18 protein-coding genes and 1 pseudogene are annotated in these 18,448 nt (G+C 65.2%); 7 read left to right on the forward strand and 12 right to left on the reverse strand.

The annotated features are described in order from the left end of the window. Positions 1-335: 335 nt before the first annotated feature. The 3 genes from infC to QFZ54_RS08425 all read right to left on the reverse strand — a co-directional run bounded on the left by infC (position 336) and on the right by QFZ54_RS08425 (position 4,096). Positions 336-854: a translation initiation factor IF-3 gene (infC, locus tag QFZ54_RS08415; RefSeq protein WP_307086256.1), complete on the reverse strand. Its 519-nt coding sequence runs from the start codon at positions 852-854 to the stop codon at positions 336-338. A 108-nt stretch (positions 855-962) separates the two neighbouring features. Then, positions 963-2,954: a threonine--tRNA ligase gene (thrS, locus tag QFZ54_RS08420; RefSeq protein ID WP_307086259.1), complete on the reverse strand. Its 1,992-nt coding sequence runs from the start codon at positions 2,952-2,954 to the stop codon at positions 963-965. A gap of 326 nt (positions 2,955-3,280) precedes the next feature. Continuing rightward, the gene (locus tag QFZ54_RS08425; RefSeq protein ID WP_307086261.1) at positions 3,281-4,096 is read right to left on the reverse strand and encodes an LD-carboxypeptidase; all 816 of its coding nucleotides are present in this window, start codon (positions 4,094-4,096) and stop codon (positions 3,281-3,283) included. 52 nt (positions 4,097-4,148) lie between these two features. Between QFZ54_RS08425 and QFZ54_RS08430 the strand changes: the two genes are divergently transcribed. The 6 genes from QFZ54_RS08430 (at position 4,149) to QFZ54_RS08455 (ending at position 8,169) form a co-directional block, all read left to right on the forward strand. Then, positions 4,149-5,546, forward strand: coding sequence for a glutamate ligase domain-containing protein (locus tag QFZ54_RS08430; RefSeq protein ID WP_307086264.1), 1,398 nt, complete (start codon positions 4,149-4,151; stop codon positions 5,544-5,546). A 25-nt stretch (positions 5,547-5,571) separates the two neighbouring features. Next, entirely contained in the window at positions 5,572-5,826 is a 255-nt protein-coding gene (locus QFZ54_RS08435; RefSeq protein WP_307086267.1) for a DUF6356 family protein, read from the forward strand. A gap of 193 nt (positions 5,827-6,019) precedes the next feature. After that, positions 6,020-6,436 carry a hypothetical protein gene (locus QFZ54_RS08440; protein ID WP_307086268.1) on the forward strand — a complete coding sequence of 139 codons (417 nt, stop codon included), beginning with the start codon at positions 6,020-6,022 and terminating at the stop codon, positions 6,434-6,436. After that, complete coding sequence (locus tag QFZ54_RS08445) at positions 6,433-6,636, forward strand: helix-turn-helix transcriptional regulator (protein ID WP_187504005.1); 204 nt, start codon at positions 6,433-6,435, stop codon at positions 6,634-6,636. The genes QFZ54_RS08440 and QFZ54_RS08445 overlap by 4 nt, the downstream gene beginning before the upstream one ends. A gap of 10 nt (positions 6,637-6,646) precedes the next feature. Continuing rightward, complete coding sequence (locus QFZ54_RS08450; RefSeq protein ID WP_307086270.1) at positions 6,647-7,414, forward strand: alpha/beta fold hydrolase; 768 nt, start codon at positions 6,647-6,649, stop codon at positions 7,412-7,414. Further along, positions 7,411-8,169, forward strand: coding sequence for a hypothetical protein (locus tag QFZ54_RS08455; RefSeq protein ID WP_307086273.1), 759 nt, complete (start codon positions 7,411-7,413; stop codon positions 8,167-8,169). The genes QFZ54_RS08450 and QFZ54_RS08455 overlap by 4 nt, the downstream gene beginning before the upstream one ends. 57 nt (positions 8,170-8,226) lie before the next feature. On the opposite strand, the gene QFZ54_RS08460 is transcribed toward QFZ54_RS08455, so the two are convergent. Further along, positions 8,227-9,339 (reverse strand): fatty acid desaturase family protein, encoded by a 1,113-nt coding sequence (locus QFZ54_RS08460; RefSeq protein ID WP_307086274.1) that lies wholly within the window; start codon positions 9,337-9,339, stop codon positions 8,227-8,229. Between the two features lie 174 nt (positions 9,340-9,513). Here QFZ54_RS08460 and QFZ54_RS08465 point away from each other — a divergent pair, with 174 nt between their 5' ends. Then, a complete protein-coding gene (locus QFZ54_RS08465) occupies positions 9,514-10,665 on the forward strand; it encodes an N-acetyltransferase (protein WP_307086276.1) in 1,152 nt (383 codons plus the stop codon). Positions 10,666-10,707: 42 nt separating this feature from the next. Here QFZ54_RS08465 and QFZ54_RS08470 read toward each other — a convergent pair whose 3' ends face one another. The 8 genes and pseudogenes from QFZ54_RS08470 to QFZ54_RS08505 all read right to left on the reverse strand — a co-directional run bounded on the left by QFZ54_RS08470 (position 10,708) and on the right by QFZ54_RS08505 (position 18,247). After that, positions 10,708-11,034 carry a hypothetical protein gene (locus QFZ54_RS08470; RefSeq protein ID WP_307086278.1) on the reverse strand — a complete coding sequence of 109 codons (327 nt, stop codon included), beginning with the start codon at positions 11,032-11,034 and terminating at the stop codon, positions 10,708-10,710. Continuing rightward, positions 11,035-11,829, reverse strand: a complete 795-nt coding sequence (locus QFZ54_RS08475; protein ID WP_307086279.1) for a transporter — start codon at positions 11,827-11,829, stop codon at positions 11,035-11,037. Next, a complete protein-coding gene (xth, locus tag QFZ54_RS08480; protein WP_307086281.1) occupies positions 11,826-12,596 on the reverse strand; it encodes an exodeoxyribonuclease III in 771 nt (256 codons plus the stop codon). Before xth ends, QFZ54_RS08475 begins: the two co-directional genes overlap by 4 nt. Positions 12,597-12,603: 7 nt before the next feature. Next, positions 12,604-12,942: an iron-sulfur cluster insertion protein ErpA gene (erpA, locus tag QFZ54_RS08485; RefSeq protein WP_307086283.1), complete on the reverse strand. Its 339-nt coding sequence runs from the start codon at positions 12,940-12,942 to the stop codon at positions 12,604-12,606. A gap of 205 nt (positions 12,943-13,147) precedes the next feature. Then, a pseudogene (locus QFZ54_RS08490) lies at positions 13,148-13,744 on the reverse strand (M23 family metallopeptidase); the annotation flags it as partial. A gap of 454 nt (positions 13,745-14,198) precedes the next feature. After that, positions 14,199-14,651 carry a peroxiredoxin gene (locus tag QFZ54_RS08495; protein WP_307086286.1) on the reverse strand — a complete coding sequence of 151 codons (453 nt, stop codon included), beginning with the start codon at positions 14,649-14,651 and terminating at the stop codon, positions 14,199-14,201. Further along, the gene (locus tag QFZ54_RS08500) at positions 14,644-17,328 is read right to left on the reverse strand and encodes a bifunctional [glutamine synthetase] adenylyltransferase/[glutamine synthetase]-adenylyl-L-tyrosine phosphorylase (RefSeq protein ID WP_307086288.1); all 2,685 of its coding nucleotides are present in this window, start codon (positions 17,326-17,328) and stop codon (positions 14,644-14,646) included. The genes QFZ54_RS08495 and QFZ54_RS08500 overlap by 8 nt, the downstream gene beginning before the upstream one ends. Positions 17,329-17,599: 271 nt before the next feature. Continuing rightward, positions 17,600-18,247 (reverse strand): sigma-70 family RNA polymerase sigma factor, encoded by a 648-nt coding sequence (locus QFZ54_RS08505; protein ID WP_307089347.1) that lies wholly within the window; start codon positions 18,245-18,247, stop codon positions 17,600-17,602. Positions 18,248-18,448 lie beyond the last annotated feature (201 nt).

An 18,448-nucleotide genomic window follows, 5' to 3' on the forward strand; every position in this document is an offset into this window, starting at 1 on the left:
GTTCGATAAGGCAGTGCGGCGTCGATGGAAGGCGGGACTTGGTATGCACTTGGGCCGCTGAGGCTCCCCGCATGTGCTCACTCGAAGTTCTGGCCTGTTCCTGAAGACTGAGTCGGGGGCGGGTCGGCCTCCACATGTTCAGACGCGGGAACAAGACGGGCTGGCCTACCCCCGGGCCCTTTCGGAGTTGGGCAAGGTGTAAGCGCCCGTTCGTGCCTTGAGTTCCACCATGCGCAACCCAAGCCCGCGACTGCCAGACGCGAAAAAGGCCGGCCAGCCCCTTGGGACCAACCAGCCTTCACTATCTAACAATAGCGACCAAAGTCGCTACGCCCTTACTTCGGTGCGAGCACCATCAGCATCTGGCGACCTTCCATGCGGGGATACGCCTCGATCTTGGCAATCTCCGCGACGTCGTCCTGCACGCGCTTCAACAGGTTCATGCCGAGCTGGCCGTGGCTAAGCTCGCGACCGCGAAAGCGCAGCGTGATCTTGACCTTATCGCCCTCGCCGATGAAGTCGTTCACCTTCTTCATCTTCGTGTCGTAGTCATGGTCGTCGATGTTCGGACGCATCTTGATCTCCTTGATCTCCTGCGTCTTCTGCGACTTGCGTGCGAGGTTCGCCTTCTTCTGCGCCTCGTACTTGAACTTGCCGACATCGAGGAACTTGGCGACGGGCGGATCGGCGTTAGGCGACACCTCGACCAGGTCCAGACCATGTTCGGCGGCCTGCTCGATCGCTTCGCGCGTGAACATCACCCCCAGATTCTCGCCCTCGTGATCGATCACGCGGACCTTCTGGCTCTGGATGAATTCGTTGAATCGCGGACCGTTCATCGCGGGCGTCTGCATCGGCCGGCGTATCGTGGGAGGACGTATGGGGGTTGCTCCTGAAGTTTCTGACAATATTTGGGCCGGCCTATAGCGCAGAAACACGCGCTAGAACAGCCGGCCCTTAACTTACATATCGGGTGCGCGCGCCTGGATCGCAACCCGCGCGGTCGCATCGGCGAGCGCCATCATCTCCTGGCCCTGACTGCCGAGACGCCGGATCGCGACGGTACCCTCGTCCGCCTCGCGCTTGCCGACCACGAACAACAGCGGCACCTTCGCCAGCGAATGCTCGCGCACCTTGTAGTTGATCTTCTCGTTGCGAAGGTCGGTCTCGACGCGAAGGCCCGCCTTGCGCAATGTCGCGGCGACCTGGTGCGCATAGTCGTCGGCGTCGGACACAATCGTCGCGACCACCACCTGCACCGGCGCGAGCCAGAGCGGGAAGCGGCCCGCATGATGCTCGATCAGGATGCCGATGAATCGCTCGAACGTGCCGAGGATCGCGCGGTGAAGCATCACCGGCCGATGCCGCTCGCCGTCCGCGCCGACATAGGACGCGTCGAGTCGCTCGGGCAGCACGCGGTCCGACTGGATCGTGCCGACCTGCCACGTCCGGCCGATCGCGTCGGTCAGGTGGAATTCGAGCTTCGGCGCATAGAACGCCCCCTCGCCCGGCAGTTCCTCGAAGTTCGCCTTGATCGTGTCGCTCAGGCCCGACTGCATCACGGCCTCGCGCAGTTCCGCCTCGGCCTTGTCCCACATCGCGTCATCGCCGAACCGCTTCTCGGGGCGCAACGCGAGCTTCACCGCGTAATCCTCGAAGCCGAGATCCTTGTAGACGCTGTCGAGCAGCTCGCAGAACTTGCGCACTTCCTCGACGAGCTGGTCCTCGCGGACGAAGATATGCGCGTCGTCCTGCGTGAACTGGCGGACGCGCATGATGCCGTGCAGCGCGCCGTGCGGCTCGTTGCGGTGGCAGCAGCCGAACTCGGCCATCCGGATCGGCAGGTCGCGGTACGACTTGATCCCCTGCTTGAAGATCAGGACGTGCGCCGGACAGTTCATCGGTTTCAGCGCCATCAGGTCGCCCTCCCCCGACAGGATCGCACCCTCGTCCTCGACGTTCGGGATCTCGTCGGGGACGACGAACATGTTCTCGCGGTACTTGCCCCAGTGGCCCGACTGCTCCCACTGCTTGGCGTCCATCAGCTGCGGGGTCTTCACCTCGGCATAGTCGGCGGCATCGAGGCGGCGACGCATATACGCCTCCATCTGGCGCCACAGCACGAAGCCCTTGGGATGCCAGAACACCGACCCCTGCGCCTCGGACTGGAGGTGGAACAAGTCCATCTCCGCGCCGATTTTCCGATGATCGCGCTTCGCGGCTTCCTCGAGACGGAACAGGTGCTGGTCGAGCTGCTTCTTGTTGAGCCAGCCGGTGCCATAGATGCGGCTGAGCATCGCGTTCTTCTGGTCGCCGCGCCAATACGCGCCCGACACGCGCGTGAGCTTGAAGGCGGCGGGGTCGAGGTTGCCGGTCGACGCCATGTGCGGCCCGCGGCACATGTCGAGCCACTCGCCCTGGCGGTAGATCGTCAGTTCCTCCCCCTCGGGGAGTTCGGCCGCCCATTCGGCCTTGAAGCTCTCGCCCTGCTGCGTCCAGCGATCGATCAGCTGCTGGCGTGACCAGACCTCGCGCTGGAACGGCTCATTCCGGGCGATTATCGCGCGCATTTCCGCTTCGATCGCGGGCAGGTCCTCGTCGGTGAACGGGCGGTCCTTCGGCGCGAAGTCGTAATAGAAGCCGTCGTCGGTCGCTGGGCCGAAAGTGATCTGAGTACCGGGGAAGAGATGCTGGACCGCTTCCGCCATGACGTGCGCGAGATCGTGGCGGACGAGTTCGAGCGCATCCGCTTCGTCGCGCGCGGTGACGAGGGCAAGCTGGGTGTCCCCTTCGAACGGCCGGTTGAGATCGCGGACCTGACCATCGATGCGCGCGGCAAGCGCGGCCTTGGCGAGGCCGGGTCCGATCGCGGCGGCGACATCCGCGGGGGTAGTCCCGGGCGCAACCTCGCGGACGGAACCGTCGGGCAGCGTAATGCGGAACATGGCGGACATGAGGGACTTTCTCGTGTTGGAAGAGCGCGGCTTATGCCGTTGCGTAGGGTATATAGGCAACCCGCTTCGCTGGAGCCATGGTGTGGGGGTTCGGACGGTGGTTGGGCGTTGCCCTATTGCACCGCCGCCTGCTGCCGTTCGCCTGCCACCACCCTCCTCGTTTGTCCGTCATCCTAGCGAACGCTGGGATCTCCCCCATTCCGGTCGCAGCATCCGCCAACGAGGATACCCCAGCTTTCGCTAGGGTGACGGTCGGGGTTGGGGGGTCGGGTCGGGTCGGGTTGGGTTGGGTTGGGTTGGGTTGGGTTGGATTGGGTCGGCGCGCTTCAAACCACGCCGAACGGCACCACGCGGTTTGCCTGAGTATGCCCGATCTCCGCCCGCCCGAGATACGGCACGCCCATGTCGCGCGACCAGCGGATCATCATGTAGTCGAGCGTCTCGCCCCAAGGCGGATCGTTCTCTTGGACCGCGGTGACCGCGCCGAGGCGGAGGCCGGCGATGCCCTTCAACTGCGTGGCGTTGGCGACTTTGAAGAGCATGCGGTCGATCGCGTACATAGGCTCGGACACCTCCTCGACGATCAGGACGTGGTCAGTCAGGTCGGGCAGCCACGGGGTGCCGATCAGCGAGGTCAGGATGCTGAGGTTGAACGCCGCCGACGGCCGCCCGTCCAGCCCCGGTTCCAGCCCAGCCCGATCGCCGCGTACCATCCAGCCGAGCGAGCGCGCGACCGTCGCTTCGCCGTCGTGCCGATTGATGTCGCTGACCATCGGGCCGTGCACCGGTCGGCCGATCCGCCGGGCGTAGAGCGCACCGAGCAGGAAGCCGACGTCGGAATAGCCTAGATATGTCTTGTGGCGTGCCGCGCGGCCGAGTTCGGGCATAACCATCGCGAGGATGCGGTTCGAACCGTAGCCGCCGCGCAGGAACCAGATCGCGTCGAACGCAGGATCGTTGGCGTATTCGAGAAACGCTGCCGCGCGACGAAAGTCCGAGCTGGCAAAATGGCCGTCGGTCTCCAGGCATTGCGGGTGGAAGACCAGCTCGGTCTCAGGGAACGCAGTCGCCGCGTAGGCGGTGATCTTGGCGATCGCCGCGGGATTGGTCCGGCTTGACGCGGCGAGGACACCGATGCGCATTGTTCGTGTTCCCGACCTTGCCCCGTTACCAAACCGCCCATATCGCGGGCCGATGGATATCAGCAAACCCTGTTTCTTCGTCGGCATCGGTGGCTCGGGCATGATGCCGCTCGCGATGATCCTCGCGGGGCGTGGCGCGAGCGTCGCCGGATCGGACCGCAACCTCGACCAAGGCCGGGTGCCCGCCAAGTTCGAAGACCTTGCCGCCAAGGGCGTCGCGCTGTTCCCGCAGGACGGCAGCGGGATCGTCTCGGCGGACCAGTTGGTGATCGCCTCAGCGGCGATCGAGGCGAGCGTGCCGGACATGATCGCGGCGGAGGCGCTTGGCTGTACCCGCTCGACCCGCGCGGCGATGCTGGCGTCGCTGTTCAACGACAGCCGGTTGCCGATCGGGGTCGCGGGGACGAGCGGCAAGTCGACCGTTACGGGCATGATCGGCTGGATCCTGCACGCGGTCGGGCGCGATCCGACGGTGATGAACGGCGCGGTGATGAAGAACTTCGCCACCCCCGACGCGCCGTTCGCGAGCGCTTTGGTCGGAGGGGGAGAGGCGTTCGTCAGCGAGGTCGACGAAAGCGACGGCTCTATCGCGGGCTATGCGCCGAAGATCGCGGTGCTCAACAATGTCAGCCTCGATCACAAATCACTGGAGGAACTGCGCGTGCTGTTCGGGGACTTCATCGCGAAGGCCGAGACGGCGGTGGTGAACGCCAACGACCCCGATGCCGCAGCGCTCGCGGCGCGGTTGCCGCGCGGTCAGGTGACGACGTTCGCGATCGACGCCTCGGCCGACCTGCGCGCCGAGAACCTGAAGCCGGAGCCGTTCGCCATCCGCTTCGACATTGTCTCGCGCGGTGTGCGGACACCTGTGAAGCTTGCCGTACCGGGGCGGCATAACGTGTCGAACGCACTCGCCGCGATCGGGGCGGCGATGGCGGCGGACGTATCGCTCGGCGATGCGGTCAAGGCGATCGCGGGGTTCATGGGTCTGCGTCGGCGTTTCGACCTGGTCGGAGAGGCGGGCGGGGTCGCGGTGATCGATGACTTCGGGCACAACCCGGACAAGATTGCCGCCACGCTCGACACGCTCCACGCCTTCCCCGGGCGGCTGCTCCTGTTCTTCCAGCCGCATGGCTATGGCCCGTTGAAGGTCATGGGGCGCGCGCTGGTCGCGACCTTCGTCGAGCGGATGGCGGAGGACGATGTGCTCGTCCTGCCAGACCCAGCCTATTACGGCGGGACGGTCACGCGGGAGGTCACTAGTGCCGATATCGTCGCGCAGATCATCGAGGGCGGGCGAGACGCGCGGCATATAGCCGACCGTGCGGACGCCACAGCCGCGCTGATCGCGGAAGCTCGGCCGGGCGACCGTATCGTGGTGATGGGCGCTCGTGACGACACTCTGAGCCTGCTGGCCGCGGGGATGGTCGACGCCTTGGCCGCGCGCTGATATAAAGAGAAGCAGGAGACTGCCGATGTTTCGCCGCCTGTTCCTCGACCATCCCGCCACCGTCGGCGAAAGCTATGCCAAGCATTTCGGGGTCGCCGGACGCTTCGGCGTGACGATGATCAAGGGCGGGCTGGGCGCATTGGTCCATGCCTTCGTGCCTGCGCTGTGCAAGACGCGGGGAAGCGAGACGGTGGCCGAACTGCACCGCCAGATGGTCGAGAAGCGCGGCGCGGTCGCGGCTGATCAGACGCAGATGAAGACGGTCGAATTCATCATCTAATCCGCATCTTACGGCGCACGAAAGCGCCCGGTCCAAAAAAGAAGGTTAGGCAGGGTTAGGCCAAGAACGGGTTCGTTGGGCTGCGGCGTCGCGTGTCTTGTCGACATGCACGCTTGGCATTTTGTAAAGCTTGGTTGACAGGTCAGCTTGCCGCCATGTAAAGCACGCTTGTCCTTAATCAGGGAGACCTTCCGTGCTCACCATGCGACAAGCCAACCGCCGCTATCTCAATCGCTTCATACCCAGCATGACCTGCTACGCGGTGTTCCTGGTGGGATCGAACATGGTCGAGGCGGCCTACGAGCCGACCGGGGCCCCGCTTACCGCGCTCGCGATTCTGCCGGCGCTGCCGATCATTGCGGTCATCTGGGCGATGGGGATGGCGATCGTCGAACAGCCGGATGAATATGTGCGGGCCAAATTGATCCACGCCATGCTCATCGCGACCGCCTTGATGCTGTCGGTCATGACGGTGTGGAGCTTCCTCGAAGATACCGGTGCGGTGCCGCACAAGCCCGTCCACCTCGCCTTTCCCTTGTGGTGCGCCGGCTTGCTGGTCGGTCAGGTCTGGCTGTGGGCGCGCGACCGGATCGCCGGCCACGCGGCATGAAGAACCGCCTCAAGGTGCTGCGCGCCGAGCGCGACTGGAGTCAGGGCGACTTGGCCGAGCGGCTCGAAGTGTCGCGGCAGAGTGTCAATGCGATCGAGACGGGGCGCTACGATCCATCGCTGCCGCTGGCGTTCAAGATCGCCGAACTGTTCGAACTGGCGATCGAAGACATCTTCACCAGCCCCTCGAAGACAGTCTAAAGCTGGTGGCATGACCGATATCGCTCCCGCCGCCGCCCCGCCCCTCGCAAACACACCTCCCGTCAAGGAGCGTCCTCGCCTCGCCTATCACCACACGCCCGGTACCGGCCCGACGATCGTGTTCCTGTCGGGGTACGCTTCGGACATGACGGGCACCAAGGCGGTGACGTTGGAGGCGTGGGCGAAGTCCGAGGGACGGGCATTCCTGCGGTTCGATTATGGCGGGTGCGGGCAGAGCGAGGGGGCGTTCGAGGACCAGACCCTGGTCGACTGGCGCGACGACGTGCTGGCGATGATCGACGCGCTTGTCGAAGACTCCGCGATCCTCGTCGGGTCGTCGCTGGGCGGCTGGCTGATGCTGCTGGCGGCGAAGATGCGGCCCGATCTGGTCAAGGGGCTGGTCGGGGTCGCGCCTGCGCCGGACTTTACCGACTGGGGCTTTACCACCGACGAGAAGATGGCGCTGCTGAGCAACGGGCGAATCGAGCGCAAGAACCCCTACGGGCCCGAGCCGACGGTCTATACGCGCCGCTTCTGGTCTTCGGGCGAGGCCAACCGATTGATGTTCGGCGAGATCGCATTCGACGGCCCGGTACGGCTGGTCCAGGGCCAGCGCGATCCGGACGTGCCGTGGCAGCGGACCGCGCGGCTCGCCGAGTTGTTGCGTTCAGCCGATGTGCAGACATGGCTGGTCAAGGACGGCGACCACCGCCTGTCGCGCGACAGCGACATTTCCCTCATCATCCGGGCGGTGGAGGATGTGATCGCCGCCTTATGATCCTGACACTGTTGCTTGCCGCGTCGCAGGCCCCCGCCGCCGGTCCTGCCGCCGGTCCCGTCGATGCGCAGGGCGATCGGTTCTCCCGGTGCGTTGCCCTGACGCAGAGCGATCCCGCGGCGGCACGCGCAGAAGCGGGTCGCTGGCGGATCAGCGGGGGACGGTATTTCGCGCGGCAATGCGCTGGGCTTGCGTTCGCCGCCGAGAAGAACTGGCCATCGGCGGCCCTGGAGTTCGAGGAGGCCGCGCGGGAGGCGCAGGTCGCGAGGGATACGCGAGCAGCGAACTATTGGGCGCAGGCAGGCAATGCCTGGCTCGCATCCGGACAGCCCGCGAAGGCGCGCGTTGCACTCGATTCGGCGCTTGCCGCGGGATCGCTGACCGGACTGCCGCTGGGCGAGGCGCAACTCGACCATGCGCGCGCGCTGGTCGTAGCCGGCGAACTGGGTGCGGCACGGAGCGATCTAGATCTTGCGCTGACGACGGCGGGCGACGATCCGCTGGCATGGCTGTTGTCCGCGACACTCGCACGACGAATGGGCGATTTGCCGCGCGCAAAGTCGGATATCGCCCAGGCGCTGAAGCGATCGGCCGACGATGCATCGGTTCAATTGGAGGCGGGGAACATCGCGGCGTCGGCTGGCGACGAGGCGGCTGCGCGGGAAGCGTGGAGCACTGCCGCCCGACTGGCACCGACTAGTGATGTCGGTCGGAACGCGGCTACGGCACTCAAGCAGTTCGACGCGGCAAAATAACGCAAAGTGACGAGCTAGTCGTTTGCGACCAGCCCGACATTCCCGTCAATGGCCCTGTCAGCGGCGAACCATCGTGCTTCGCGCGATCTTGCTGACGAGGCCTGGCAATCCGGGATAGCTTGCCTTGTGATACGGCGAGAGTGCATCGAGTTCGGCGGTGATGCGGCGATGCGCCTCGCCCAGTGCGTGATAGGGCAGTCCCGGCAGCAGGTGATGGAGCGCGTGGTAGCGCAGACCGACCGGCGCCCAGAGCGCGGGCAGCAGGGCTGGCGGCGGCACGTTGACCGTGTCGAGGTACTGCGCGGTCACCGTCATCGGCTCGCCGTCATTCTCCCACAGGTGCGCGACCAGCGTGCGGACCTGGTTGAGCACCGCGAACGCGGATGCGACGGCGAAGATCGTCACGAACGCGCGTAGCGGCAGCACGCCGGTGACCGTGATCGCGATCAGCGTGATCGCCCACAGGCTCGCGGCGATTTCCAGGCGATCCCAATAGGCCTTCGCTTCGCCCTCGGGGGCGCGGCGTCGGAACTGGGGGTTGATCGCCAAGGCGGAGTAGCGCTCGACGATCATCGTCCGCAGCTGCGGGGACAGCAGCGAGATCGGCGACAGGATCGCGAACCGGATCAGCAGCGCGATCGGCGCGAGGGCGGATACCACGATGAACAGCGGAAGCGTCCATGGCTTCATCAGTGCGAGCGGCAGGTATTCGGGGTCCTCGACCGTGCCGTACCGCGTCTTGGCGTGGTGGAGGTTGTGAACGCCCTCATACATGAACGAGGGGGTCAGCAGCGGCACGCCGACGAGCACATTCCACCCGAGGCGGAAGTTCGGGACGGATGCGTGCTTCATGTGGCTGACTTCGTGGATGAAGCTCAGGCCGCGATACAGGCCCAGCATCGCCACCACGCCCGCGACGATCGCCACCGGAGTCGAGGTCGACGTGGCCGCAACGGCGAGCGCGCCGTAGCCGACGACCATCGATGCGATCAGGTCGGCCCAGTAGATTGCCGGTCGCGGCTTCACCAGATCGCGCGTCAGGTCGGCGGCCGCGCGCAGCATCGCCTTGTCGTCGGCAACGCGCTCCATACCGCCGCCGGTGCGCGGCGCGCTCACGGGGATGGAGGCTGTAGCGGCCGTGCCGCGAGCGAGGCTGAGCGAGGTATCCATGGGCATGTCCATTGCAAGAAGATAGTGGCGGTAGCGTGGCATTTACAGGTTGCGGCGCCCTGTCGGCCGTCGAGTAAACGCGATCACCGTAAGCGGTCGAAGCGATGACGAACGTGTCACTCGCCTTTGCCGTCGGTGCTGGCTAGATACGCGCGACTATTCTGGGGACACGACATGGCCAAGCTCATCATTCGACCGGTCGAGACCAAGAAGGACCGCAAGATCTTCATCGATCTGCCGTTCCGTCTCTATGCCGACGATCCCCATTGGGTGCCGCCGCTGAAGTCGGAGGCGCTCGGGCTGATCACGCCGGAGAAGAACGGCTGGTTCAGCCATGCCAAGGCGCAGCTATTCCTTGCCGAGGAAGATGGCCGGGTGGTCGGACGCATCTCGGCGCATATCGATACGCTGGCGCTGACGATGCCGCCCGAGCAGGGGTTCGGGCCCGGCGTCGGCCAATGGGGGCTGATGGAAGCGGAGCGGCAGGACGTGTTCCAGGCGCTGCTGGCGCGCGCCGAGGATTGGCTGCGCGAACAGGGCATGACGCGGGCGCTGGGGCCGATTAGCATGTCGATCTGGGAAGAGCCGGGCCTGTTGATCGACGGCTATGATCATCCGCCGACGATCATGATGGGCCACGCCAAGCGCGAATATCGTGGCTGGATCGAATGGGCGCAGTATCGCCCGATCAAGCAGCTGATGACCTATGAAGTCGATGTCACCAAGCAGTTCCCGCCGATCGTCCAGCGGATCATCAAGTCGGGTGAGAAGAACCCGCGGATTAGCGTCCGCAACGTCGACAAGACCAAGTTCGAGGAGGAGGCGGCGATCATCCTGTCGATCCTCAACGACGCGTGGCGCGACAATTGGGGGTTCGTGCCGCTGACCCCGCCGGAGATCAAGGATGTCGGCGTCAAGCTTAAGCCGATCGTGTTCAACGACTTGATCCGCATCGCCGAACTGGACGGCAGGCCGGTCGCGTTCATGATTACCCTCCCCGACCTGAACGAGGCGATCAAGCCGCTCAACGGCAACCTGTTCCCGTTCGGCTGGGCCAAGCTGTTGTGGTGGCTGCGCAAGCCGAAAGTGCGGACGGTACGCGTGCCGTTGATGGGCGTGGTCAAGGAACTCCAAGCGTCGCGGATGGCGAGCCAGCTGGCCTTCATGATGATCGAATATATCCGCCGCGCCTCGGTCCAGCATTATGATGCGAAGCGCGCGGAGATCGGCTGGATCCTCGACGACAACCAGGGGATGCGCTCGATCGCCGAGACGATCGAGAGCCGGGTGAACAAGGTTTATCAGGTGTACGAGCGGGTGCTGTAGAGGGGGGCTTCTTATTCGTCACCCTGACGAAGGGGTTGCGGCCTACTCCCTCTTGCCCTTGCCGAACGGTATCTTGAGCGTCACCGCCACCCCCCGCCCGATCGCGCCCGGAAGCTCCGTGCGGATCGCGTGGACGTTGCCCGTGCCGCCGCCGGGCAAGCGAAACGTCATTGGGTCTCCGGGCGGCGGGGCAATCGGCTGGGGCAGCGTTGCGAGGCGCTGATCTGTCGGACGCGCGCAGACGACGATCTCGCCGTCGGGATCGGACTGGACCGGGCACGGCATCGTCGATCTTGGCGCGCGTTTGCGCAGTTCCGGCGGAAGTGGCGGGCCTGCCGCCGCCTGGAGCAGGAACAGACCGACCAGCATCTAGAACCTCCGCGAGACCCCTGCGTATAGCCGCGCATCAGGCGTGTGATGGTTCAAACCCGCGGCACCGAATACGTCGAACTGAAGATCGTCGTTCGCCGACCACGCCAACGAGAGCGCGGCCAGCGCCTGTGTCGCATGCTCTTCGGGATCATCGTCGCGCAGCGCCTGGACCTCGCCGGTCAGCGTGAAGGCCTTGTCGAGCTTCACCGATAGCCCCGCTGCCGTGCTGTATGCCAGATGGCGGCCGTTCCCATCCTCGTCGACCGCCGCGTCGATCTCCGGCGTTAAATCCAGCGAGACGGTGTCGGAGAGTTCATAGGTAACGGGCACCAGCAAGCCGGTCCCCCAGTCGCCAGCGCCGATCCCCGATCGCCCGACCGGCAGCGTGACATAGGGAAGCACGGCGATCGACAGGCCGGAACCATCAGGGTCGCGCAAATTCGCCTTCATGCCGAGCGACACGTCGCCGATCCCGTTCACGGTGTCGATGCCGGTCTGGTCGCGCATCCGGTCGTGTCCGAACGGCGTCCAGCCGACCCGCGCCTCGATCGTGTCGCTGACGCCGACGCGGACAAGCGTGTCGCCGAACAGGATATTATCGCCGCGCGAGCCAGGCTGATCATCGCGCGTCCAGTCGGCGATCGACGTTTCGACCGACACGCGCCCCTTCGCCATCGTGCAGGCCGGCGTGTCTATACCCGGTCGCTCAGGACAATATTCACGTTCCTGCGCGCTCGCACCTGCCGCGTGAAGCGCCGCCAGCGATACCAGCGCGATCGCAAGAGCTTTCACCGTAGCCGCACCCAGGTCGGCGCGTGATCGCTCGCCTTTTCGCGGCCACGGTACGCCTTGTCGACGCCGGCATCGATCATCCGGTCCGCCGCCTGAGGGCTTAGCAACAGGTGGTCGATCCGGAACCCGGCGTCGCGCTGCCATGCGCCGGCCTGGTAATCCCAGAACGTCCAGACGCCGCCTTTCGGGAATTGCGTGCGCAGCGCGTCGGTCCAGCCCTGCGCAACGAGCGCACGGTAATGCTCGCGGCTTTCGGGTTGCATCAAGGCGTCGTCCTGCATCGCGCGGACGGAGAAGGTGTCGTCGTCATTGGCGATCACGTTGTAGTCGCCTGCGAGGATGGCCGGCTTTTCCTCCGCCAGCAGGACGCGTGCGCGGGCGGCGAGGCGGTCCATCCAGCGCAGTTTATAGTCGAATTTCGGGCCGGGCTGAGGGTTGCCGTTGGGAAGATAAAGCGCGGCGACGATCAGGCCGTCGATTTCCGCCTCGATGTAGCGGCTGTGCTCGTCCTCGGGCTCGCCATCGAGACCGCGCTGGCGCACGACGGGCGTGCCGCTTTTCGCGAGGATCGCGACGCCGTTCCAGGCCTTCTGACCGTGCCAGACTGCGCCGTAGCCCGCGGCCTCGATGTCGGCGATCGGGAAGGTATCGTCGCTCGACTTCAGTTCCTGGAGGCAGACGATGTCGGGCTGGTCTTCGGTGAGATACTCGATCAACCGCGGCAACCGCGCCTTGATGCCGTTGACGTTGTACGTGACGATTTTCATGGGGCGATCAGACCGAGAAGCTGGAGCCGCAGCCGCAACCCGATGCGGCGTTGGGGTTCTCGACCTTGAACGCGGCGCCTGCGAGCGATTCGACGTAATCGACCGCGCACCCCCGGACGAGGTCGATGCTGACGCTGTCGACGACCAGCTTCACGCCGTCATGTTCGGCGATCACGTCGTCGGGCTCGACCGAGTCGGCGAACCCGAATTTATACTGGAAGCCGGAACAGCCGCCGCCGTCGACCGAGAGACGCAGGATCGCCGGCTTCCCCTGCTTGGCGGCGATCGCCGCGACGCGCGCCGCGGCGGAGGGGGTGAGGATGATGTCTTGAACCAGCGTTGCCATGGCTTGGAGATAGGGGGTTGGGGTAGCGGCGGCAACCTTGGGGTTTGCGGGCCTAGTCCAGTGCCGCGCGTGTGCCGGCGCCTCTTCTTGCTCCCTGAAACGGCGAGCGGGAGTGGGTCGGCTTCCGCGTATGGCGAGGGCAGTGGCGCAAACTGGCCTACCCACCCCCAGCCCCTCCCTTTCAGGGAGGGGAGCTAGAGGGCGTTCAGTCTTGGGCGGCGGGGCCACCGGTGGAGACCGGGATCGATTTTACCGAACGGTCCTGTGCGGCGAGAAGGTAATCGGCGGTCGTCAGGAAGGGTACCGGGTTGACGGCGTGACCGTCGATGCGGACTTCGTAATGGAGATGCGAGCCGGTCGAGCGGCCGGTCGAGCCCATCAGCGCGATCAACTGGCCGCGAACGACGCGGGCGTTGTCCCCGACGAGGATCTTCGACAGATGGCCGTAGCGGGTCGCGATACCCTTGCCGTGGCTGATCTCGACCATGTTGCCGTAGCCGCCCTGGCGGCCGGCATGGGCGATGATGCCGTCGGCGGTGGCATAGATCGGCGTACCGAGCGGGCCGGGAATGTCGACGCCGGCATGCATCGCCGCAGTGCCGCGGAACGGATCCGAGCGGATCCCGAAATTGCTGGTGAACGAGAGCGAGTGGACCGGCTGTACCGACGGGATCGCGATCACGCCCTGCTGAGTCGCATCGAGCTTTTTCCAGGTCTGGAACAGCGTGCGGAACTGCGCATCGGCGCGAAGATCGGCAGTAGCCTCCTCGGCGTTCGCAGCGATCATCGGACCACCGGAGGCAGCGACGTGATGCACGCGCTTTGCGCTGGTGGCCGAAGGAGCAACCTGCGCCTCGGCGATGGCGCCGGAAGCGGTCATGCCTATCACCGAAGCGGCGATCGCGAGGCGGCGAAACGTGAACGACGTATATACCACGGACATGGCCTTGAGGCGCGTCACGATGGCTGCTGCGGTAAAATCGACCATTGGTCCCCGACACAAAAATGCGGGGCCGTTCGCTTCAAGGCGGACGGCTCCGAAACTTGTCCTGACTCGCAGCCCCTCCGCGCTTCAGACAAGTGTGGTTAGGCCGGATACCGCCGTCCCGAGCAAGAGCGCGGCATCATCAGCGCGGCGGAGCGGGAGGTTGATGCGGCGAGTTGATGCAAATCGAGACGATCGTCATGGAACACGAAGCGAACGACGACATCGGGCCCAAAATGTGAGCGAATCTCCGGCCCTTACCGAAGGCTGTTCAGAGGGCCTTCGCGGCAGCCAGGACCGCCTCGGCATGCCCGGCAACGTGGACCTTGCGCCAAGCCTTCGCCAGCGTGCCGTCGGCGTCGAACAGGAACGTCGCGCGCTCGATCCCCATATACTTCCGGCCGTACATAGCCTTCTCGACCCACACCCCGAAAGCCTCGCAGGCTGCACCCTCGACATCGCTCGCAAGCCGGACCGCAAGTCCATGTTTTGCGGTAAACTTCGCGTGCGACGCGGCAGTGTCCTTCGATACGCCGATCACGGTTACGCCCGCCGCTGCGAACGCGTCGGAAAGCGCGGAAAAGTCCTTCGCTTCGGTGGTGCAGCCGGCCGTATCGTCCTTTGGGTAGAAATACACCACCAGCGGCGCGCCGAGACTCGCCAGCGAAACCACCGCGTCGTCGATCGTCACCGGTATTTCGGGAATCTTCGAACCTTCATCCATCCTGCTCTCCCGTCACCTTCGCCCAGAACTGGCGAACCTCCTGCCGGGTCGATTCGAGCGTGGCAACCACCGCCGCCCAGTCCGTCACGCCGATCGCGCGGGCGATGAGGTCCTCGGTCGCGTGCCCCGGCGGCGCGGCATCGGGGGCGACGAGCCGCAGCGTTACCAGCAGACGCGTGAGGACATCATGCGCCGGGCGGAGCGTCGGCGGGACGAGGCCTTCGCGAATCAACGCATCGATCGCACCGCCGAGATTTGGGTCGAACCCGGTCCTGTTCACGAGCTGAACGACATGCGTTGCGAATTCGAGATCGACGAGGCCACCGGGGAGCAGCTTGGCATCGAGCGCGCCCTTGGGCGGCTTGTGCGCGGCCATGTCGCTACGCATCGTGCGGGCGTCGGCGATCACGTCGCGCGCTGGTCGGTCGCCTTCGAGCACGTCGCGGACAATCAACGCAACGGCATCCCGAGCGGCGACAGATCCGAACACCGGGCGAGCACGCGTGAGCGCCATGTGCTCCCAGGTCCAGGCATCCTCGCGCTGGTAGCGGGCGAAGCTGTCGAACGTGACGACCAGTGGCCCCTGCCCGCCCGACGGCCGCAACCGGGTGTCGATCTGGTACAGCGGGCCCGCCGCCGTCGCGACCGACAGCGCCCCGGTCAGTCGCTGTGCCAGACGATTATAGTAAAGCGTTGCACCGAGCGGTTTTGGCCCGTCGGACTCGGCAGCGAAATCGCCCGTAAACAGATAGATGAGATCGAGGTCGGACGCGTGCGTGAGCATCGCGCCGCCCATTCGGCCTAGCGCGAGCACGACGAGTTCGCTGTCCGGTACGCGGCCGTGGACCTTCGCGAATTCCTCGATCGTCGCACTTGCAAGGACGCCGATCGCGGCCTCGGCGACCCGCGCATACCCTGCCGCGACGTCGAGCGGATCGGACGCGCCGGCGACGATCTGTGCCCCGAGCGCGAAACGCAGTTCGCCGACCACCCGGCGGACATGGTCTAGTCGAGACTGATAATCGCCGCCCGTCTCACCCGCGCGCATGATGACCTCGAGTGCGGCAACGTCGCCGACCGGTTCGAACGCGGTCGCGTCGATCAGGCCGTCGAGCAAATCTGGGCGGCGTCCCAGATCGTCTGCGAGCGTCGGCGCGTGGCTGAGGATGGCGGCAAGCAACGTGGCCAAGCCCGGCCGCGCCTCCAACAAGCGGAAGATGTTGATCGCGCTCGGCAGGCGTTCGAGCAACGCGTCCAGGCGGAGCAGCGCCGCCTGGGGGACCGGCGCGGCCGCGAACGCCGGAACGAGTGTCGGCAATACCGCCTCCAGCGCCTCACGCGCGGCCGGACTGCGGAGCGCGGGATAGGCGCCGCCCCGCCACGCTTCGATCCGTCGCCGTGCCGATTCGGGATCGTCGAAGCCCGCCTCGACGAGATCCGCTTCCAGCGTCACGACGTCGCGCGAGAATGCGGGACGTACGGTATCGTCGAGCGCGTCGTATATCCGGCCGGTCGCGGTAACGCGCGGTTCGAGCAGCGCCAACAGCGCGCCCGCATCGTCGAGCCCGTGCAGTTTCGCCACGCGGTCGAGCGCATCACCGGTCGGCAATGCGTGCGTCTGGCGATCGTCGATCATCTGCACCCGGTGCTCTATCGTTCGGAGCAACGTGTAGCCAGCGATCAGCGCCTGCGATTCGTCGCTGCGGATCCATCCAGCCTCGGCCAACCGAGCGAGCGCGTCGCGCGTTGCGGGTACCCGCACCGATCGATCACGCCCGCCGTGAATCAACTGGTGGATCTGCGCGAAGAACTCGGCTTCCCGGATGCCGCCGCGTCCGCGCTTCAAGTCGTAGCCGGGGCCGAACGCCTGGCCTTGCGAATGGTGATCGCGGATACGGGCGGAGATACCGCGGATTTCGCCGATAGCGCCGAAGTCGAGTGCGCGGCGCCACACGAACGGCCTGATCGCTTCGAGAAACCGCTGGCCCAGCGCGATGTCCCCTGCCGCCGCGCGCGCACGAATGAAGGCGGCGCGTTCCCATGGCAGCGCTTGTGCTTCGTAATAGCCGATCGCGGCATCGACCGGCAATGCGATCGGCGTGATCTCGGGCGAGGGCCGCAGGCGGAGGTCGACGCGCAGAACGTAGCCGTCGCCGTCGCGTGCCTGGAGCAGTTCGACGACGCGCTTGCCGATCCTGACCGCCGCCTGCTCCGGCTCTTCGCGCGGTCGACGGGGCAACGTCTCGGGATCGAACAGCAGAATAGGGTCGATATCCGAGGAATAGTTGAGTTCGCCGCTTCCCTGCTTGCCGAGCGCGATCGCGGTGAAGCCGATGGGTTCGGCACCGGGCGTACGCTCTTCGATCGCGGTACGGATCGCGGTGTCGAGCGCGTAGTCGGCGAAATCGGTCAGCGCGCCGGTTACGGCGGTAAGGTCCAATATGCCCGCGAGATCGCCGATCGCAACGTTGAGCGCCATCGCACGCCGTTCGATGCGCAACCGCTTGGCAACCGGCATACCGGGCTCGACGCTCGACCACGACAGATCGAGCCGGCCCGTTGCAAGCGACTTTGCCAGAACAGGTTCGCGGTCGAGTATAAGCGAAAGAAACGGCGACAAAAGTCGCGCGCGCGCGATGGCGTCGTTTATCGCCACTTCATGGGAGACTAAAGACATCAGTCGTCGCTATATCGACTGCTGCACAGTGTCACGACAAAGCAACGAAATCGAAAGTTGCCCGTTGTAGCGGGCATGACTTACGCATCTTGCATCACAGGCCGAGACGATAATGGCCATCACGTCGTACGATCACCGCGTGCCACTGACGCGATCGGTCAGTCACTACGGAATGCGTTCGACAATGCATGCTTGGTACCAGAGGACATGGCATCGATGCTGCGGCGTCTAGACCGCACGCCGCACTGCATCAACTGAACCAGTGCGGAGATCAGCGTCCCCGGCTGAGCTCTTCAACGTCACCCATGATCGAATCAAGCGCCGTCTTGGACGTATCGGTTTCATGGTCGCGACGCGACGGAAGCGAGCCGTCCGTTAAGATCGTCTCCAGCGCAACACGTCCGCGAGCTACCCGGCTCTTGATTGTCCCGACAGCGACACTGCAGATTTCTGCGGCTTCTTCATAGGCGAAGCCACCAGCGCCCACGAGAATGAGGGCTTCACGCTGGGGTTGCGGCAGATGCATCAACGCGCGCTGCATGTCGCCGAGCTCGACGTGGCGATCCTGACTTGCGGGTGCTGCGAGGATGCGATCCGCGACAAGATCGTCCCACTCGCCTTTGAAGCGGGCGCGTCGCATCTGCGAGAGATACAAGTTGCGGAGGATGATGAAGGTCCATGCTCGCATGTTCGTACCCGCCTGGAAGCGGAGACGTGCGGCCCAGGCTTTCAGCAAAGTCTCCTGGACCAGATCGTCCGCGAGATCGCGGCTTCCCGACAAGGACCGACCGAACGCACGTAGATGCGGGATCACCTGCGCGAGTTGAACCTTGAACTCGGCATCCGACAGCGAGACATGCTCGACCGGCGCGACAACGTCATCGTTTTCGTCATCCACGGGCAAAGCAGGCTGGGTCATGGTAATCCGATCAATCCCGATAAAACACTGCCGTGCGAACGCGACAGACATAGGCGTACGCCGCAGGAAATACCAGCGACGCGCACGCGATCCCGCTTAGCGAAGAATTATAAAGCCAAATATAACAATGACCAACACTAGCGAGATCGCCAGGATGTACCGGGTCATGTGTGGCGTGGCACCTGCTCGTGCATCTTCGGT

The organism is Sphingomonas faeni (genome assembly GCF_030817315.1).
GTDB lineage: Bacteria > Pseudomonadota > Alphaproteobacteria > Sphingomonadales > Sphingomonadaceae > Sphingomonas > Sphingomonas faeni_C.

Coding starts and splice junctions, on each gene's coding strand:
- infC (WP_307086256.1), bottom strand. CDS start 854: ATGCAGACGCCCGCGATGAACGGTCCGCGATTCAACGAATTCATCCAG.
- thrS (WP_307086259.1), bottom strand. CDS start 2,954: ATGTCCGCCATGTTCCGCATTACGCTGCCCGACGGTTCCGTCCGCGAG.
- QFZ54_RS08425 (WP_307086261.1), bottom strand. CDS start 4,096: ATGCGCATCGGTGTCCTCGCCGCGTCAAGCCGGACCAATCCCGCGGCG.
- QFZ54_RS08430 (WP_307086264.1), top strand. CDS start 4,149: ATGGATATCAGCAAACCCTGTTTCTTCGTCGGCATCGGTGGCTCGGGC.
- QFZ54_RS08435 (WP_307086267.1), top strand. CDS start 5,572: ATGTTTCGCCGCCTGTTCCTCGACCATCCCGCCACCGTCGGCGAAAGC.
- QFZ54_RS08445 (WP_187504005.1), top strand. CDS start 6,433: ATGAAGAACCGCCTCAAGGTGCTGCGCGCCGAGCGCGACTGGAGTCAG.
- QFZ54_RS08450 (WP_307086270.1), top strand. CDS start 6,647: ATGACCGATATCGCTCCCGCCGCCGCCCCGCCCCTCGCAAACACACCT.
- QFZ54_RS08455 (WP_307086273.1), top strand. CDS start 7,411: ATGATCCTGACACTGTTGCTTGCCGCGTCGCAGGCCCCCGCCGCCGGT.
- QFZ54_RS08460 (WP_307086274.1), bottom strand. CDS start 9,339: ATGGATACCTCGCTCAGCCTCGCTCGCGGCACGGCCGCTACAGCCTCC.
- QFZ54_RS08465 (WP_307086276.1), top strand. CDS start 9,514: ATGGCCAAGCTCATCATTCGACCGGTCGAGACCAAGAAGGACCGCAAG.
- QFZ54_RS08470 (WP_307086278.1), bottom strand. CDS start 11,034: ATGCTGGTCGGTCTGTTCCTGCTCCAGGCGGCGGCAGGCCCGCCACTT.
- xth (WP_307086281.1), bottom strand. CDS start 12,596: ATGAAAATCGTCACGTACAACGTCAACGGCATCAAGGCGCGGTTGCCG.
- erpA (WP_307086283.1), bottom strand. CDS start 12,942: ATGGCAACGCTGGTTCAAGACATCATCCTCACCCCCTCCGCCGCGGCG.
- QFZ54_RS08495 (WP_307086286.1), bottom strand. CDS start 14,651: ATGGATGAAGGTTCGAAGATTCCCGAAATACCGGTGACGATCGACGAC.
- QFZ54_RS08500 (WP_307086288.1), bottom strand. CDS start 17,328: ATGTCTTTAGTCTCCCATGAAGTGGCGATAAACGACGCCATCGCGCGC.
- QFZ54_RS08505 (WP_307089347.1), bottom strand. CDS start 18,247: ATGACCCAGCCTGCTTTGCCCGTGGATGACGAAAACGATGACGTTGTC.